Here is a 13,398-nt window from a genome sequence, read left to right as displayed (position 1 = left end):
ACTATGAGACGGCGTCATCCTGAGCTTGTCTCAGGATCCACCGGCCCGCAGGCGCCGCCGGGGTCACTCACGCGGCACTGTGGATCCTGAAACGAGTTCAGGATGACGCCGGTGACTAATCGCAGCGGTCATCACGCCCCTCACCGTCGCGCGAACAGCTTCTCGATGTCGGGGAAGTCGAGCTTCACCCAGGTCGGGCGCCCGTGGTTGCACTGGCCCGAGTGCGGCGTCGCCTCCATCTCGCGCAGCAGCGCGTTCATCTCCGCCAGCGAGAGCGCGCGCCCGGCGCGGACCGAGCCGTGGCACGCCATCGTCCCCGCCACCGCGTCGAGCCGCTCGCGCAGCGACAGCGCCTCGTCATAGGCGGCGAGCTCGTCGGCGAGGTCGGTGACCAGCGCGGTCGGGTCGCCGCTCCCGAGCAGCGCGGGGGCGGCGCGCACCAGGATCGCGCGCGCGCCGAACCGCTCGAGCTCGAGCCCGAACTCCGCCAGCTCGTCCGCACGCGCCTCGAGCCGGTCGCAGGCTGGCTCGTCCAGCTCGACCACCTCGGGGATCAGCAACGCCTGGCTCGCCACGCGCCCGCCCGCCAGCGCGGCGCGCATCCGCTCCAGCACCAGCCGCTCGTGCGCGGCATGCTGGTCGACCAGCACCAGCCCGTCCTGCGCCTCAGCGACGATATAGGTCTTGTTGACTTGCCCGCGCGCCGCCCCGAGCGGATAATCATCGCGCTCGGGCGGCGGCGCCCAGCTCGCCTCCGCGCGCGCCTGCGGCGGCGGCGTCAGGAAGGTGGTGCGCTGCTCGCGCAACAGCGTGCCGCCGGGCGACGGCGCGGCCATCGGCGCGGCATCGAAGCCGAACGCCGGCGCCGCGCCGGCAGCGACCGGCTCGGGCCGCCACAACGCGCCGATGTCCGCCGGCGCCGAATGCGCGACGCGGTGACCCGCGGCGTCGAGCGCGCGGCGCAGCCCCGAGACGATCATGCCGCGCACCAGCGCCGGGTCGCGGAAGCGCACCTCGGTCTTGGCCGGGTGGACGTTGACGTCGACCTCGCTCGCGGGGACGTCGAGGAACAGCGCGACCACGGCGTGGCGATCGCGCGGCATCATCTCGGCATAGGCACCGCGGATCGCGCCGATCAGCAGCCGGTCGCGCACCGGCCGCCCGTTGACGAAGAGATATTGGTGATCGGCGACGCCGCGGTGGAAGGTCGGCAAACCCGCCACCCCGCCGAGCACGTGCCCGTCCCGTTCCAGATCGACCGCGACTGAATTGTCGGCGAGCGCGCGGTCGGTCAGCGCGGCGACTCGCCCAGGTCGGCCCTCCGCCGCGGGCACCGCCAGCACGCGCCGGCCATCATGCTCGACCGCGAAGGCGATATCGGGCCGGGCCATCGCCAGCCGTTTCACCACATCGAGGCAGCTGGCATATTCGGAGCGCGGCGAGCGCAAGAATTTGCGCCGCGCCGGCACCCGCGCGAACAGCCCCTCCACCACCACGCGCGTGCCGGGCGGCAGCGCGGCGGGGCCGTCGCGCTCGACGGTGCCGTTGTCGACGGTGCGCGCCCAGCCCTCGGCACCGCGCCGGCGGCTCTCAATCGTCAGCCGCGCCACCGAGGCGATCGAGGGCAAGGCCTCGCCGCGGAAGCCGAGCGTCTGCACCGCCTCGATCGCGTCGTCGGGCAGCTTGGAGGTGGCGTGGCGCTCGAGCGCGAGCGCGATCTCCCCGGGGGTCATGCCGCAGCCGTCGTCGGCCACCTCGATGCGCTCGACACCCCCCGCGGCGAGCACCACCGCGACCCGCGTCGCGCCGGAGTCGATCGCGTTCTCGACCAGCTCCTTCAACGCGCTGGCCGGTCTTTCCACCACTTCGCCCGCGGCGATGCGATTGACCAGATGCGAGGGGAGCCGGCGTATTGACACAGCGCAGCACCTAGCCCAAGCCGCCGCTTCCCGCGACCCCGCAGATAGAATTGCACGCATGATTCACGGCGGCGGCGCGCGGATCGGATATAGACGAACATGGCCGGTCGTCCCGCCCGGCGCGCACAGCAACGGACCCCAACGTCAATGGTATTCTCGCGCTTGTTCAAGATGACCTCGCACGACATGGCGATCGATCTCGGCACCGCGAACACGGTGGTGTACGTGCGCGGGCGCGGCATCGTGCTGAACGAGCCCTCGGTGGTCGCGGTCGAGACGGTCAACGGCCAGAAGCGGGTCAAGGCGGTCGGCGAGGACGCCAAGCTGATGATGGGCAAGACGCCCGGCTCGATCGAGGCGATCCGCCCCTTACGCGACGGCGTCATCGCCGACATCGACGTCGCCGAGCAGATGATCAAATACTTCATCGAGAAGGTGCACGGGCGCCGACGCTTCATGCGCTGGCCCGAGATCGTGATCTGCGTGCCCTCGGGCTCGACCAAGGTGGAGCGCCGCGCGATCCGCGACGCCGCGCAGAACGCCGGCGCCAGCGCGGTCTATCTGATCGAGGAGCCGATGGCGGCGGCGATCGGCGCCGACATGCCCGTCACCGAGCCGGTCGGCTCGATGGTGGTCGACATCGGCGGCGGCACCACCGAGGTGGCGGTGCTGTCGCTGCGCGGCCTCGCCTACACCACCTCGGTGCGCGTCGGCGGCGACAAGATGGACGACGCGATCGTCAGCTACGTCCGCCGCAACCACAATCTGCTGATCGGCGAGGCCACCGCCGAGCGGATCAAGCAGGAGCTGGGCTGCGCCAAGCCGCCGATCGACGGCATTGGCAAGACCGTCCACATCAAGGGCCGCGACCTGGTCAACGGCGTCCCCAAGGAGATCCAGATCAACCAGGCGCAGATCGCCGAGGCGGTGAGCGAGCCGGTCGCCGCGATCGTCGACGGCGTCCGCATCGCGCTGGAGAATACCGCGCCCGAGCTGGCCGCCGACATCGTCGACCAGGGCATCGTCCTGACCGGCGGCGGCGCGCTGCTGCAGGGGCTCGACGAGGTGCTGCGCGACGAGACCGGGCTGCCGGTGACGGTCGCGGACGACCCGCTGATCTGCGTCGCGATCGGCACGGGCCGCGCGCTCGAGGATCCGATGTTCCGCGCTGTTCTTCAGAACGGGTAAGCTCGAGGCGAGGAGATGGCGGCAATGGCGCCGTCACGGGATCGGCGTCCGGGCTTCTCGCGGCGCGCACAATATAGCCTGTTCCTCACCTACATCCTCGGCATCGCCGGGGCGGTGGTCGGCGCGGTGCTGCTCGCGCTGTCGACCTTCAACCCGGTCGCGTTCAACGCGTTGCGGTCGGCGGTCGCTGAGCTGACCGCACCGCCCGCCGCACTGCTGGCGGGCGCCGGCAGTCAGCTCGCCTCCATCCCCGACGCGATCGCCAGCCACTTCCAGGTGCGCGGCGAGAACCGGGAGCTGCGCGCGCGGCTGAACCAGGCGCGCGGCGCGCTGCTCGCCGGCCGACAGGCGCAGATCGAGAACGTGCGGCTGCGGCGGCTGCTGACGTTGCGCGACCGGCTGCCGGAGACGATCGCGGCGGCGCGGATCGTCAGCACCAGCGCGTCGAGTACGCGCCGCTTCGGCCTGCTCAACGCGGGCAGCTTCCAGGGCGTGGCGGACGGCCAGCCGGTGACGGGGCCGGAGGGGCTGATCGGGCGCGTGCTGTACGTCGGCCCCGATACCGCGCGCGTTTTGCTCATCACCGACCCGGAGAGCGTCGTGCCGGTGCGCCGCACCCGCGATGGCCGTCCCGCGCTGGCGGCCGGGCGCGGCGACGGGCTGGTCGACGTGCGCACGATCGACACCGCGGACGGGCGCTTTCGCCCCGGCGACCTGTTCGTGACCTCGGGCACGGGCGGCATCTTCGTCCCCGGCGTGCCGGTCGCGCGGGTGCTGCGCGCCGGCACCGACAGCGCGCCGGCGCGGCCGTTCGCTCGCCCCGACTCGCTCGACGTCGCGCTGGTGCACCGTGCCTTCATGCCGCCGCCCCCCGCCCCGCCCGCTCCCGCGCCCAAGCCCTCGCCCTCCGCCACGCCCGAGCCGTGACGCTCCCCGCGCGCCCGCTGTTCAAGGAGCCGCTGCCGCCCGGCCGCGCGCGCCTGCTCCCCTGGGCGAGCGTGCTCGCCGGCTCGCTGGCGACGACGCTGCCGTGGAACGCCTCGCTCGGGCTGTTGCCGCCGCTGGGGCTGCTGATGATGCTGGCGTGGCGCCTGCTCGCGCCGCTGTCGCTGCGCGTCTGGGCACCGGCGCTGCTCGGGCTCTTCGACGATCTCGTCTCGGGCCAGCCGCTGGGCAGCGCGATGCTGCTGTGGACGCTGGCCTTCTTCCTGGTCGAGGCGCTCGAGGCGCGCTCGGGCGTGCGCGACTTCGCGCAGAGCTGGGCGATCGCCGCGGTGGCGATCGCGCTCGCGCTGGCGGGCGGACGGCTGTTCGCGAGCCCGCTCTCCGCCTATGTCGACGGCGTGCTCGTGATCCAGATCCTCCTCTCCGTCCTGCTCTTCCCCGCCGCCGCCCGGCTGGTGGCGTGGATCGACCTCAAGCGGGCACGCTGATGGCGCGGCCGCCGCGCGTCATGACCGAGGCCGCGCAGGCCTACAGCTTCTCGCGCCGCGCCTGGCTGCTCGGCGCGGGCCAGATCGGGCTGGGCGGGCTGCTGATCGGGCGGATGGGCTATCTCGCGATCACGCAGAACGAGCATTACAACCTGCTGTCCGAGCGCAACCGCGTGAGCATGACGATGATCCCGCCGCGGCGCGGCTGGATCGTCGACCGCAACGGCCAGCCGATCGCGAGCAACCGCACCGATTTCCGCGTCGACGTCATCCCCGACCGGCTCGAGGACAAGGAGCGCACGCTGGCGAGGCTGCGTGCGCTGCTCGAGCTCGACGACGAGGAGGTGGCGCAGATCGAGGCCGAGCTGAAACACTCGCCCGGCTTCCGCCCGGTCGAGATCGCCGAGAACATCGACTGGGACCGCTTCGCCGCGGTGCAGGTGCGCCAGCCCGAGCTGCCCGGCGTGGCGCCGTCGCGCGGCTTCGCGCGCCACTATCCGCAGGGCGCCGCGGTGGCGCATCTGATCGGCTATGTCGGCGCGGCGACCTCCGAACAATATAAGAAAGCGCGCGACCCGCTCTATCTCACCCCCGGCTTCAAGCTCGGCAAGGATGGGCTGGAGAAGACGATGGAGCCGCTGCTGCGCGGCACCGCGGGCGCCAAGCGAGTCGAGGTCACCGCGCGCGGCAAGCTGGTCAAGGAACTCGCCACTCGTCCCGACGTGCCCGGGCGCACGCTGCGGCTGACGATCGACGCCGGGTTGCAGGAATATGCCGCGCGGCGGCTCGGCACCAACTCGGGCTCGTGCGTGGTGTTCGACTGCACCAACGGCGAGATGCTCGCGATGGTGTCGATGCCCGCCTATGATCCCAACAGCTTCTCCGAGGGGATCAGCCAGCTCGAGTGGAAGATGCTCAGCGAGAACGACCACGTTCCGCTGATGAACAAGGTGACTCAGGGGCTCTACCCGCCGGGGTCGACGGTGAAGCCGATGAACGGGCTGGCGCTGCTCGCCGCGGGGATCGACCCGAACGACCGCGTGTTCTGCTCGGGCGCGTTCCAGGTCGGCAACGGCGTGTGGCACTGCCACAAGCGCCACGGCCACGGCCCGCTCGATCTCAAGAACGCGATCATGCAGAGCTGCGACATCTACTTCTACGAGATGGCGCGGCGCGTCGGCTACGACAAGATCGCGCCGGTGGCGCGCGCGCTCGGGCTCGGGCAGAAGTTCGACCTGCCCTTCGCGACGCAGCGCTACGGCACCGTGCCCGACAGCGAGTGGAAGCGGCGCAAGTACAAGACCGAGTGGAAGGTCGCCGACGCGATCAACGCCTCGATCGGCCAGGGCTATGTGCTCGCCAACCCGCTGCAGCTCGCGGTGATGGCGAGCCGATTGGGCTCGGGGCTGGAGCTCCAGCCGACGCTGCTGCGCGACCCGTTCAAGCCGCGCGCGCAGCCCATGGCGATCGACCCCGAGCATTTCCGCCTCATCCGTGAGGCGATGTACGGCGTGGTCAACGCCGGCGGCACGGGTGGCGCGGCGCGGATGCAGGTGCCCGGCATCGCCATCGCGGCCAAGACCGGCACCGCGCAGGTGCGCCGCATCACCACGGCGGAGCGGCGCAGCGGCGTGCTCAAGAACGGGCAGCTGCCGTTCAAGCTGCGCGATCACGCCCTGTTCGTCTGCTTCGCTCCCTATGACAATCCGCGCTACGCCGCGGCGGTGGTGCTGGAGCACAACGGCCATACCGTGCGCAACCTCGACACGCCGATGATCGGGCGCGACATCATGACCTACCTCTTCGACCGCGAGCGCGCGCTCAAGAGCCTCGCCGAGGTCGAGCCGACCTGGGGTGGCGACATCCGCACGCGCATGGCGGCGGAGGAAGCGGCCTATCGCGCCGCGCACGCCCCGCCCCCGCCGCGCCCCGACCTCGACGACGTCGCGGCGTCGGGCTCCGACGCCGTGGCCGCGGCGACCGACGCCTCGAACGCCACCGCCGAAGCGCAGGCGGCCGACACCGCGCGCGGCGACGGCCCGGCCCGCAGCGGCTCGCCCGAGCCCGACAGCGAGGGTGGTCGCGGTGACGGCGGAAGCGGGCGCGAGTGAGCGGCTTCGTCCCCGCCCCGCTCGCGGCGCTGCCGTGGCGCGTGCTGCTGCTGGTCGCCGGGATCGGCGGATTCGGGCTGATCGTGCTCTACTCGGCCGCGGGGGGCAGCCTGACCCCCTGGGTGGTGCCGCAGGGTCTCCGCTTCGTAGTTTTTCTCGCGGGCGCCGTGGTGCTGTCGCGCGTGCCGCTCGACTGGTGGAAGCGATCGGCGTTCTGGATCTACGCGGTAATGCTGGTGCTGCTGATCATGGTGGAGCTCCTCGGCGCGGTGCGCGGCGGCAGCCAGCGCTGGCTCGGCTTCGGCCCGATCCGCATCCAGCCGTCCGAGCTGATGAAGCTGGCGATCGTGCTGGCCTGCGCGCGCTTCTACGCGCTGCTGCCCGCGACCGAGACGCGGCGCTTCGCCGCGCTGTGGCCCGCGGCGGTGCTGATCGGCCTGCCCGCGCTGATCGTGATGGCGCAGCCCGATCTCGGCACCGGGCTGATGATCTGCGCCGGCGGCGCGACCGTGATGTTCCTCGCCGGCATCCCGCTGCGATTGTTCGTCGGCGGCGCGCTGGCGGCCGCGGTCGCGATCCCGCTCGCCTTCGAATACGTGCTCCACGATTACCAGCGCCACCGCGTGCTGATCTTCCTCGATCCGGAGAGCGACCCGCTCGGCACCGGCTATCACATCAGCCAGTCGAAGATCGCGATCGGCTCGGGCGGGATCTTCGGCAAGGGCTTCCTCAACGGCACGCAGAGCCACCTCGATTACCTGCCCGAGGGACACACCGACTTCGTCTTCGCCACCATGGCGGAGGAATGGGGACTGGCGGGCGGCGCCTTCCTGATCATCGCCTTCCTGCTCGTGATACGCTGGGGCGTGAATGTCGGCGTGCGCGCCGAGGACCGCTTCGCCAAGCTGGCCGCCGCGGGGCTCGCGACGACAATGTTCTTCTACATGGCGATCAACCTGATGATGGTCATGGGGTTGGCGCCCGTCGTCGGCATCCCGCTGCCGCTGGTCAGCTTCGGCGGCTCGGCGCAGATGACGGTGCTGATCTCGCTGGGCATTCTGATGGGGATCGATCGCTCCTCCAAACTGCGCCAGCGCTGGTGAGCGGCTTTTCTCGCCGCAGCGCGAAAAAAGGGGTTTGCAAAGCCGGATCGCGTTGGTAGAGGCGCGCTTCCCGATCGCGGGGCGGCACCAACCGCTTCCTTCCCGCCGGTCACGGACGCATAGCTCAGTTGGTAGAGCAGCTGACTCTTAATCAGCGGGTCCTTGGTTCGAGCCCAAGTGCGTCCACCAGTTTTTTCAACGGCTCCGCAGCGATGCGGGGCCGTTGTGCTATGGGCCGGGACATCACCGGCCCCTCACGACGGAGACGACTCAGGCATGGCAGGCTTCAAGGCCCCCGATTTCAACGACCGCGCCCAGGCGGCACGCGAGGCCAAGCAGAAGGCGCTCGAGCTGCTCAAGAACCGCCCCGCGCCCGACCCCGAGCAGGTGGCGGCGCGTGCCGCCGCGCGCGCGGCCAAGGAAGCGGCCGAGGAGGAGAAGCGCGCCGCCCACCGCGCCGCGATCGAGGCCAAGAAGGCCGCCAAGGAAGAGGCGCGTCGACAGGCCGAGGCCGAGGCCGCCGCGGCCGAGCAGGCTGCCGCCGAGGCCGCCGCCAAGCGCGCCGTGTCGCTGCCGACCGCGGCCGAGCTCAAGGCGGCACGCGACGCGCGCTACGCCGCCCGCAAGGCGCGCCAGCGCAAGTGATGCGGCGCCAGTGATCCCGCGCGAGCTCGTCGGGGTCGCCGAAGTCCCGGGCGGCGCACCGCTGCGTCTGTTCCGGCGCGGCGCCGATCACATGATCGTGCTCGACCGCAACGAGCTGATGAGCACGCGCATGAGCGGCTCGGAGGAGGCGCTCGGCACGATGACGTGCGACCGGCTCGGCGATCGTCCGGCGCCGCGGCTGCTGGTCGGCGGTTACGGCATGGGCTTCACGCTGCGCGCGCTGCTCGCCCGGCTCGGCTCTGACGCCGAGATCCTGGTGGCCGAGCTGGTGCCGGGGATCATCGACTGGGCGCGCGGGCCGATGGCCGAGCTCACCGCGGGGTGCCTCGACGATCCCCGCGTGTCGCTCGAGATCGGCGACGTCGGCGCGGTGATCCGGCGCGCGCGGCGCCGCTACGATGCGATCCTGCTCGACGTCGACAACGGCCCCGACGGGCTGACGCGCGAGGCCAACGACTCGCTCTATCACGCGCGCGGCCTCGACGACGCGCGCGCGGCGCTGGCGCCGGGCGGCGTGCTCGCGATCTGGTCGGCCGCGCCCGACCCCGTCTTCGCGCGCCGGCTCGCCCGCGCCGGCTTCGCGGTGGACGAGGTGAAGGTACGCGCCCGCTCCAACGGCAAGGGTGCCACGCACGTCATCTGGTTCGCGCGCTGACCCGATCATGCGCGTCGCGCGGAACACCCGCCCCGGCTGCGGCTTTACCGCTCTTCTGTAGCCGCCGCATCAAAGGGAGACGTTATGGCCGCGAACGAGCTGGAGATCGACAACAACTCGCTGCTCGACAATATCGACGAGCGCCAGGTGGAGTTCACCGCCGAGGTCGACGGCGACGAGCAGGAGTTCGCGGTGCAATATGACGTGCTCGAGGCGCTGAGCGGCGACGCGCCGGACGGCGACGCGATCGACATGTTCAACCGCTTCGTCGACACGATCAGCGAGGCCGCTCTGTCGGCGCTGTCGCGCGGGAATGGCACCGGGCTCGTGATCGTCAGCGAGAACGATCTGGAATAATTCACAAAGTTCGTCAGGCGAGCGGCGCAACAACACCATTGCGCGGCTCGTCGACTCGCGTCACTCTCCTGCCACAACGATAGCCGCACGACGGCGAGGAGAGGATCATGGACGTACCCAGCGCGCTGGTAGTGGCGGTCGGCGGTATAGGGGCTCTGGCCACGCTCGGCATGGTCGTGGTGTTCGCGCGCCGCGCGCCGGATACGCCGCGGCGCTGAGGGGTGACGGAGCAACGGGGCGCGACCCGATAGACTGACGCTTCCTTATGTCCTCCCCTCCTAGGGGAGGTGGCGCGCGCAGCGCGGCGGAGGAGTTTTGCCGGTGGCGTATGTCACTACCTTGGCCAGCCGCGACACCCCTCGATCAGGCCTCCGGCCTGTCACCTCCCTTTCCCGGGGGAGGATCCTTTCGGATCAAAGCTCGAAAACTTTTGGCGAGGGCGCCGCCCCGGTCTCCCGGCGCGGCGCCCTCGCGCATTCACCTCACGCGGTCGCGGCGTCGAACCGGCGACCCACCTCGTCCCAGTTCACCACGTCCCACCACGCCTTGAGATAGCCCGGCCGGTCGTTCTTGTAGGTGAGGTAATAAGCGTGCTCCCACACGTCGTTCCCCAGGATCGGCGTGCCGCGGTCGCTCACCACGTCCATCAGCGGATTGTCCTGGTTCGGCGTCGAGGTGACCTTGAGCTGGCCGCCCTGGTCGACGATCACCCAGGCCCAGCCCGAGCCGAACTGGCCCGCGCCCTTGGTGTTGAAATCCTCCTTGAGCTTGTCGAGCCCGCCATAAGCGTCGATCGCCTCGGCCAGCTTGCCGCTCGGCCCGCTGGTGCTGCCGGGCTTGCCCATGATTTTCCAGAAGAAGTCGTGGTTCCAATAACCGCCACCATTGTTGCGCAGCAGCGGCGGCAGCGACGAGATCTGACCCAGGATCTGCTCGATCGACTGGCCCTCCAGCTTTGGGTCCGCCGCGACGCCCTCGTTGAGCTTGTCGGTATAGGCCTTGTGGTGCTTGTCGTGGTGGAAGGTCATCGTCTCCTTGGAGATGACAGGCTCCAGCGCGTCATAATCGTACGGCAGCGGCGGGAGTTCGAAAGCCATGGAATCCTCCTGTGGGTTCGCGTGCGCAACGCGACGCCCGCCCAAATGGCTCCCGCGCGATCGTTACGCAACCGCCCCGATCAGGTCGTGGCGGCGCAGCGCGTGGCGCAGCTGGTCGTAGCTCAGCCCCAGCGCCTCGGCCGTCGCGCGCTGGTTGAAGCGATGATCGGCGAGCGCCTTGGCGAGCAGTTCGCGCTCGAACCGCGCGACCCGGCTCTTGAAGTCGGACGGGCCGACCTCGCAGGCCGCCACCTCCTCGTCCTCCGGCTCGGCGGGCGCCTCGCGCGGCGGCTCGCCGGGCGACGTCCCCGCCGCGGCGGGTGACGGCGGCGCGCTCGACACTGCCGGCCGCGGCGTTCCCGGGCGATAAGGCGAGGCAAAGGGATCGAACTCGATCTCGCCGATCGCGCCGCCGCGATCCCAGCGATAGACCGCGCGCTCGACGACGTTGCGCAGCTCGCGCACGTTGCCGGGCCAGCGATAGGAGCGCATCAGCTCCATCGCCTCGTCGGTGAACCCCTCCCATTCGTCGCGGCCGAGCTCGGCGGCCATGCGGCGGCCGAAGAAGTCGGCGAGCACCGCGATATCGCTGCGTCGCGCGCGCAGCGGCGGCAGCGTCACCACCTCGAACGAGAGCCGGTCGAGCAGGTCGGCGCGGAAGGTCCCGGCGTCGACCCGGTCGGGTAGATGCTCGTTGGTCGCGGCGACGATGCGGACGTCGACGCGGCGCGGGCGCGAGGCGCCGATGCGCGTCACCTCGCCGTACTCGACCGCGCGCAGCAAGCGTTCCTGCGCCCCCATCGACAGGGTACCGAGCTCGTCGAGGAAGAGCGTGCCACCGTCCGCTTCCTCGAAACGGCCGACGCGCGCCTTGGTGGCGCCAGTGAACGAGCCCGCCTCATGGCCGAACAGCTCGGCCTCGATCAGCGTCTCGGGCAGCGCGGCGCAGTTCATCGTCACCAGCGGCTGGTCCCAGCGCTGGCTGAGATGGTGGAGCCGCTCGGCGACCAGCTCCTTGCCGGTGCCGCGCTCGCCGATCACCAGCACCGGCCGATCGAGCCCGGCCGCGCGGCTCGCGCGCTCCAGCGCGTCGAGGAAGACGCCCGACTGACCGACGACCTGAGTGGTTCGCTCCATGCGCCAACTTCTGGCGCAGAATACCAAGCGCTGGCAACCGTCGAAATCTTCCTATCCGCTCGCCAGCGCGGCGCCCTGGCCGAAAATGGCGGAAAAGCTGAGGTTGCGAGCCGCGACAGGCAGTTGGCACGCCTCCTGCAAAGCTCTCGGCAACTCAGGACGAAGGAGACACACCATGACCCGCACCGATCGCACCAGCAAGCTCGCCACGCTCGCCCTCACCCTCGTCGTCAGCGCCACCATGGTGCTCGGCGCCGTTGGCCCGGCGACCGCGCTCGGCAACGCACCGATCCACCGGGTGGCGTGACACGCCGCGCGGCACGGCACCCTCCCCGCCGCCCGCGCGATCCGCTACAAGGGACCGACTGACGCAGGAGTCCTTATCGAGATGGGCATTTTCTCCCGCACCCGCGACATCGTCGCCGCCAACATGGCCGAGCTGCTCGAGCGAGCGGACGACCCGGCGAAGATGGTTCGCATGATCATCCTCGAGATGGAGGAGACGTTGGTGGAGGTGCGCGCCTCCGCCGCCCGCACCATCGCCGATCAGAAGGAGATGCGGCGCCACATCCAGAAGCTGGCCGAGATCGAGGCGAGCTGGACCGAGAAGGCCGAGCTGGCCCTGTCGAAGGATCGCGAGGACCTCGCCAAGGCGGCGCTGGTTGAGCGCGGCAAGGCCGCCGAGATGGGCGCGCAGCTGCGCGACGAGGTCGCCACGCTCGACGAGGCGCTGCGCTCGTCCGAGGAGGACATCGCCAAGCTGCAGAACAAGCTGCGCGAGGCGCGCGCCAAGCAGAACGCGATCGCGACGCGGCTGGAGAGCGCCAACACCAAGGCCAAGCTGCGCGAGATGTGGAACGGCCCCAAGACGCACGAGGCGTTCAGCCGCTTCGAGGTGCTGGAGCGCCGCGCCGACGAGGCCGAGGGCCGCGCCGAGGCGATGGGGCTCACCCCGCGGACGCTCGAGGACGAGTTCAACGCGCTGCGCTCGAGCGACAAGATCGATGCCGAGCTGGCGGCGCTCAAGGCCAAGCTGAACCGGGAGAATTGAGGTGGCTGAACTGTTCGTACCGCTGATCGCGATCACCTCGCTCTTCATCGGCCTGCCCTGGCTGATCCTCCATTACGTCACCCGCTGGAAGACCGCACCGCGGATGACCGACGAGGACGAGCGGCTGCTCGACGAGATGTACAATCTCGCGCGCCGACTGGAGGATCGGGTCAACACCGTCGAGCGGATCGTCGCCGCCGACAATCCCGATTTCCGCCCGGGCATGGCCGATTATCGCAGCCAACCCGACTATCGCCTCGACCAGCCGACGGCACGCTCGATCGATCGGAGGAACTGATGTCCGACAGTCGCACCAAATTCTATCTCGACCCGCAGAACGGCCAGTGGAAGGGCGTCTGCTCGGGCATCGCGGATTACACCGGGATCGACGTCGTCTGGGTGCGCGTGATCACCGTGCTGCTCACGATGGCGAGCGGCTTCTGGTGGACGATCCTGGCCTATGTGCTGATCGCCTGGATGGCCGAGCCCAAGCCCGCCGGCCTGTACCAGGACCGCGAGGACCAGAAGTTCTGGCAGGGCGTGCGCTCCAACCCCAAGCGGTCCACCGCCGAGGTGCGCGCCAAGTTCCGCGAGATCGACCGGCGGCTCGCCGACATCGAGCTGCACTATACCAGCCGCAACAGCGCGCTCGCGCGCGAGATCGACAGCCTGCGCTGACGC

15 protein-coding genes and 1 tRNA gene are annotated in these 13,398 nt (G+C 70.4%); 13 read left to right on the top strand and 3 right to left on the bottom strand.

Annotated features, from left to right (window positions below; all coding sequences use genetic code 11):
• Positions 1–140: 140 nt before the first annotated feature.
• A complete protein-coding gene (mutL, locus tag KZ820_RS00630; RefSeq protein WP_219746812.1) occupies positions 141–1,919 on the bottom strand; it encodes a DNA mismatch repair endonuclease MutL in 1,779 nt (592 codons plus the stop codon).
• 147 nt (positions 1,920–2,066) lie between these two features.
• Between mutL and KZ820_RS00625 the strand changes: the two genes are divergently transcribed.
• The 9 genes from KZ820_RS00625 (at position 2,067) to KZ820_RS00585 (ending at position 9,432) form a co-directional block, all read left to right on the top strand.
• Positions 2,067–3,107 (top strand): rod shape-determining protein, encoded by a 1,041-nt coding sequence (locus KZ820_RS00625; protein WP_132907502.1) that lies wholly within the window; start codon positions 2,067–2,069, stop codon positions 3,105–3,107.
• Positions 3,108–3,131: 24 nt separating this feature from the next.
• Positions 3,132–4,034 carry a rod shape-determining protein MreC gene (gene mreC, locus KZ820_RS00620; RefSeq protein ID WP_219746811.1) on the top strand — a complete coding sequence of 301 codons (903 nt, stop codon included), beginning with the start codon at positions 3,132–3,134 and terminating at the stop codon, positions 4,032–4,034.
• Positions 4,031–4,540 (top strand): rod shape-determining protein MreD, encoded by a 510-nt coding sequence (gene mreD / locus KZ820_RS00615; RefSeq protein WP_219746810.1) that lies wholly within the window; start codon positions 4,031–4,033, stop codon positions 4,538–4,540. Before mreC ends, mreD begins: the two co-directional genes overlap by 4 nt.
• Positions 4,540–6,651, top strand: coding sequence for a penicillin-binding protein 2 (gene mrdA, locus KZ820_RS00610; RefSeq protein ID WP_219746809.1), 2,112 nt, complete (start codon positions 4,540–4,542; stop codon positions 6,649–6,651). The genes mreD and mrdA overlap by 1 nt, the downstream gene beginning before the upstream one ends.
• Positions 6,648–7,754, top strand: a complete 1,107-nt coding sequence (rodA, locus tag KZ820_RS00605; RefSeq protein ID WP_219746808.1) for a rod shape-determining protein RodA — start codon at positions 6,648–6,650, stop codon at positions 7,752–7,754. The genes mrdA and rodA overlap by 4 nt, the downstream gene beginning before the upstream one ends.
• A 113-nt stretch (positions 7,755–7,867) precedes the next feature.
• Positions 7,868–7,943 (top strand) — tRNA-Lys (locus KZ820_RS00600).
• An 87-nt stretch (positions 7,944–8,030) separates the two neighbouring features.
• On the top strand, positions 8,031–8,399 hold the full coding sequence (locus KZ820_RS00595) for a DUF6481 family protein (protein WP_219746807.1): 369 nt from the start codon (positions 8,031–8,033) through the stop codon (positions 8,397–8,399).
• Between the two features lie 10 nt (positions 8,400–8,409).
• The gene (locus tag KZ820_RS00590) at positions 8,410–9,075 is read left to right on the top strand and encodes a spermidine synthase (protein WP_219746806.1); all 666 of its coding nucleotides are present in this window, start codon (positions 8,410–8,412) and stop codon (positions 9,073–9,075) included.
• A gap of 84 nt (positions 9,076–9,159) precedes the next feature.
• Complete coding sequence (locus KZ820_RS00585; RefSeq protein WP_219746805.1) at positions 9,160–9,432, top strand: DUF1488 family protein; 273 nt, start codon at positions 9,160–9,162, stop codon at positions 9,430–9,432.
• Between the two features lie 482 nt (positions 9,433–9,914).
• Here KZ820_RS00585 and KZ820_RS00580 read toward each other — a convergent pair whose 3' ends face one another.
• Both KZ820_RS00580 and pspF read right to left on the bottom strand, forming a co-directional pair.
• Positions 9,915–10,529, bottom strand: a complete 615-nt coding sequence (locus KZ820_RS00580; RefSeq protein ID WP_219746804.1) for a superoxide dismutase — start codon at positions 10,527–10,529, stop codon at positions 9,915–9,917.
• A gap of 63 nt (positions 10,530–10,592) precedes the next feature.
• Complete coding sequence (gene pspF, locus KZ820_RS00575) at positions 10,593–11,666, bottom strand: phage shock protein operon transcriptional activator (protein ID WP_219746803.1); 1,074 nt, start codon at positions 11,664–11,666, stop codon at positions 10,593–10,595.
• Positions 11,667–11,841: 175 nt separating this feature from the next.
• Here pspF and KZ820_RS21700 point away from each other — a divergent pair, with 175 nt between their 5' ends.
• The 4 genes from KZ820_RS21700 (at position 11,842) to pspC (ending at position 13,395) form a co-directional block, all read left to right on the top strand.
• Complete coding sequence (locus KZ820_RS21700) at positions 11,842–11,973, top strand: hypothetical protein (protein ID WP_258047659.1); 132 nt, start codon at positions 11,842–11,844, stop codon at positions 11,971–11,973.
• A gap of 81 nt (positions 11,974–12,054) precedes the next feature.
• Positions 12,055–12,717, top strand: coding sequence for a phage shock protein PspA (gene pspA / locus KZ820_RS00570; RefSeq protein WP_183943436.1), 663 nt, complete (start codon positions 12,055–12,057; stop codon positions 12,715–12,717).
• A 1-nt stretch (position 12,718) separates the two neighbouring features.
• Positions 12,719–13,015 carry an envelope stress response membrane protein PspB gene (pspB, locus tag KZ820_RS00565; protein ID WP_219746802.1) on the top strand — a complete coding sequence of 99 codons (297 nt, stop codon included), beginning with the start codon at positions 12,719–12,721 and terminating at the stop codon, positions 13,013–13,015.
• Positions 13,015–13,395, top strand: coding sequence for an envelope stress response membrane protein PspC (pspC, locus tag KZ820_RS00560; protein ID WP_219746801.1), 381 nt, complete (start codon positions 13,015–13,017; stop codon positions 13,393–13,395). The genes pspB and pspC overlap by 1 nt, the downstream gene beginning before the upstream one ends.
• The last annotated feature ends 3 nt before the right edge of the window (positions 13,396–13,398 follow it).

It is taken from the genome of Sphingomonas citri (genome assembly GCF_019429485.1).
Lineage (GTDB): Bacteria > Pseudomonadota > Alphaproteobacteria > Sphingomonadales > Sphingomonadaceae > Sphingomonas > Sphingomonas citri.
The sequence above is the reverse complement of the archived record's forward strand: the minus strand, read 5'-3'. Positions and strand labels throughout refer to the sequence as shown.

Excerpts from the sequence above, each read along its gene's own strand:
- KZ820_RS21700 (WP_258047659.1), top strand. The coding sequence starts at position 11,842 with ATGACCCGCACCGATCGCACCAGCAAGCTCGCCACGCTCGCCCTCACC.
- mreC (WP_219746811.1), top strand. The coding sequence starts at position 3,132 with ATGGCGCCGTCACGGGATCGGCGTCCGGGCTTCTCGCGGCGCGCACAA.
- KZ820_RS00580 (WP_219746804.1), bottom strand. The coding sequence starts at position 10,529 with ATGGCTTTCGAACTCCCGCCGCTGCCGTACGATTATGACGCGCTGGAG.
- KZ820_RS00595 (WP_219746807.1), top strand. The coding sequence starts at position 8,031 with ATGGCAGGCTTCAAGGCCCCCGATTTCAACGACCGCGCCCAGGCGGCA.
- KZ820_RS00585 (WP_219746805.1), top strand. The coding sequence starts at position 9,160 with ATGGCCGCGAACGAGCTGGAGATCGACAACAACTCGCTGCTCGACAAT.
- pspC (WP_219746801.1), top strand. The coding sequence starts at position 13,015 with ATGTCCGACAGTCGCACCAAATTCTATCTCGACCCGCAGAACGGCCAG.
- pspF (WP_219746803.1), bottom strand. The coding sequence starts at position 11,666 with ATGGAGCGAACCACTCAGGTCGTCGGTCAGTCGGGCGTCTTCCTCGAC.
- mrdA (WP_219746809.1), top strand. The coding sequence starts at position 4,540 with ATGGCGCGGCCGCCGCGCGTCATGACCGAGGCCGCGCAGGCCTACAGC.
- pspA (WP_183943436.1), top strand. The coding sequence starts at position 12,055 with ATGGGCATTTTCTCCCGCACCCGCGACATCGTCGCCGCCAACATGGCC.
- KZ820_RS00625 (WP_132907502.1), top strand. The coding sequence starts at position 2,067 with ATGGTATTCTCGCGCTTGTTCAAGATGACCTCGCACGACATGGCGATC.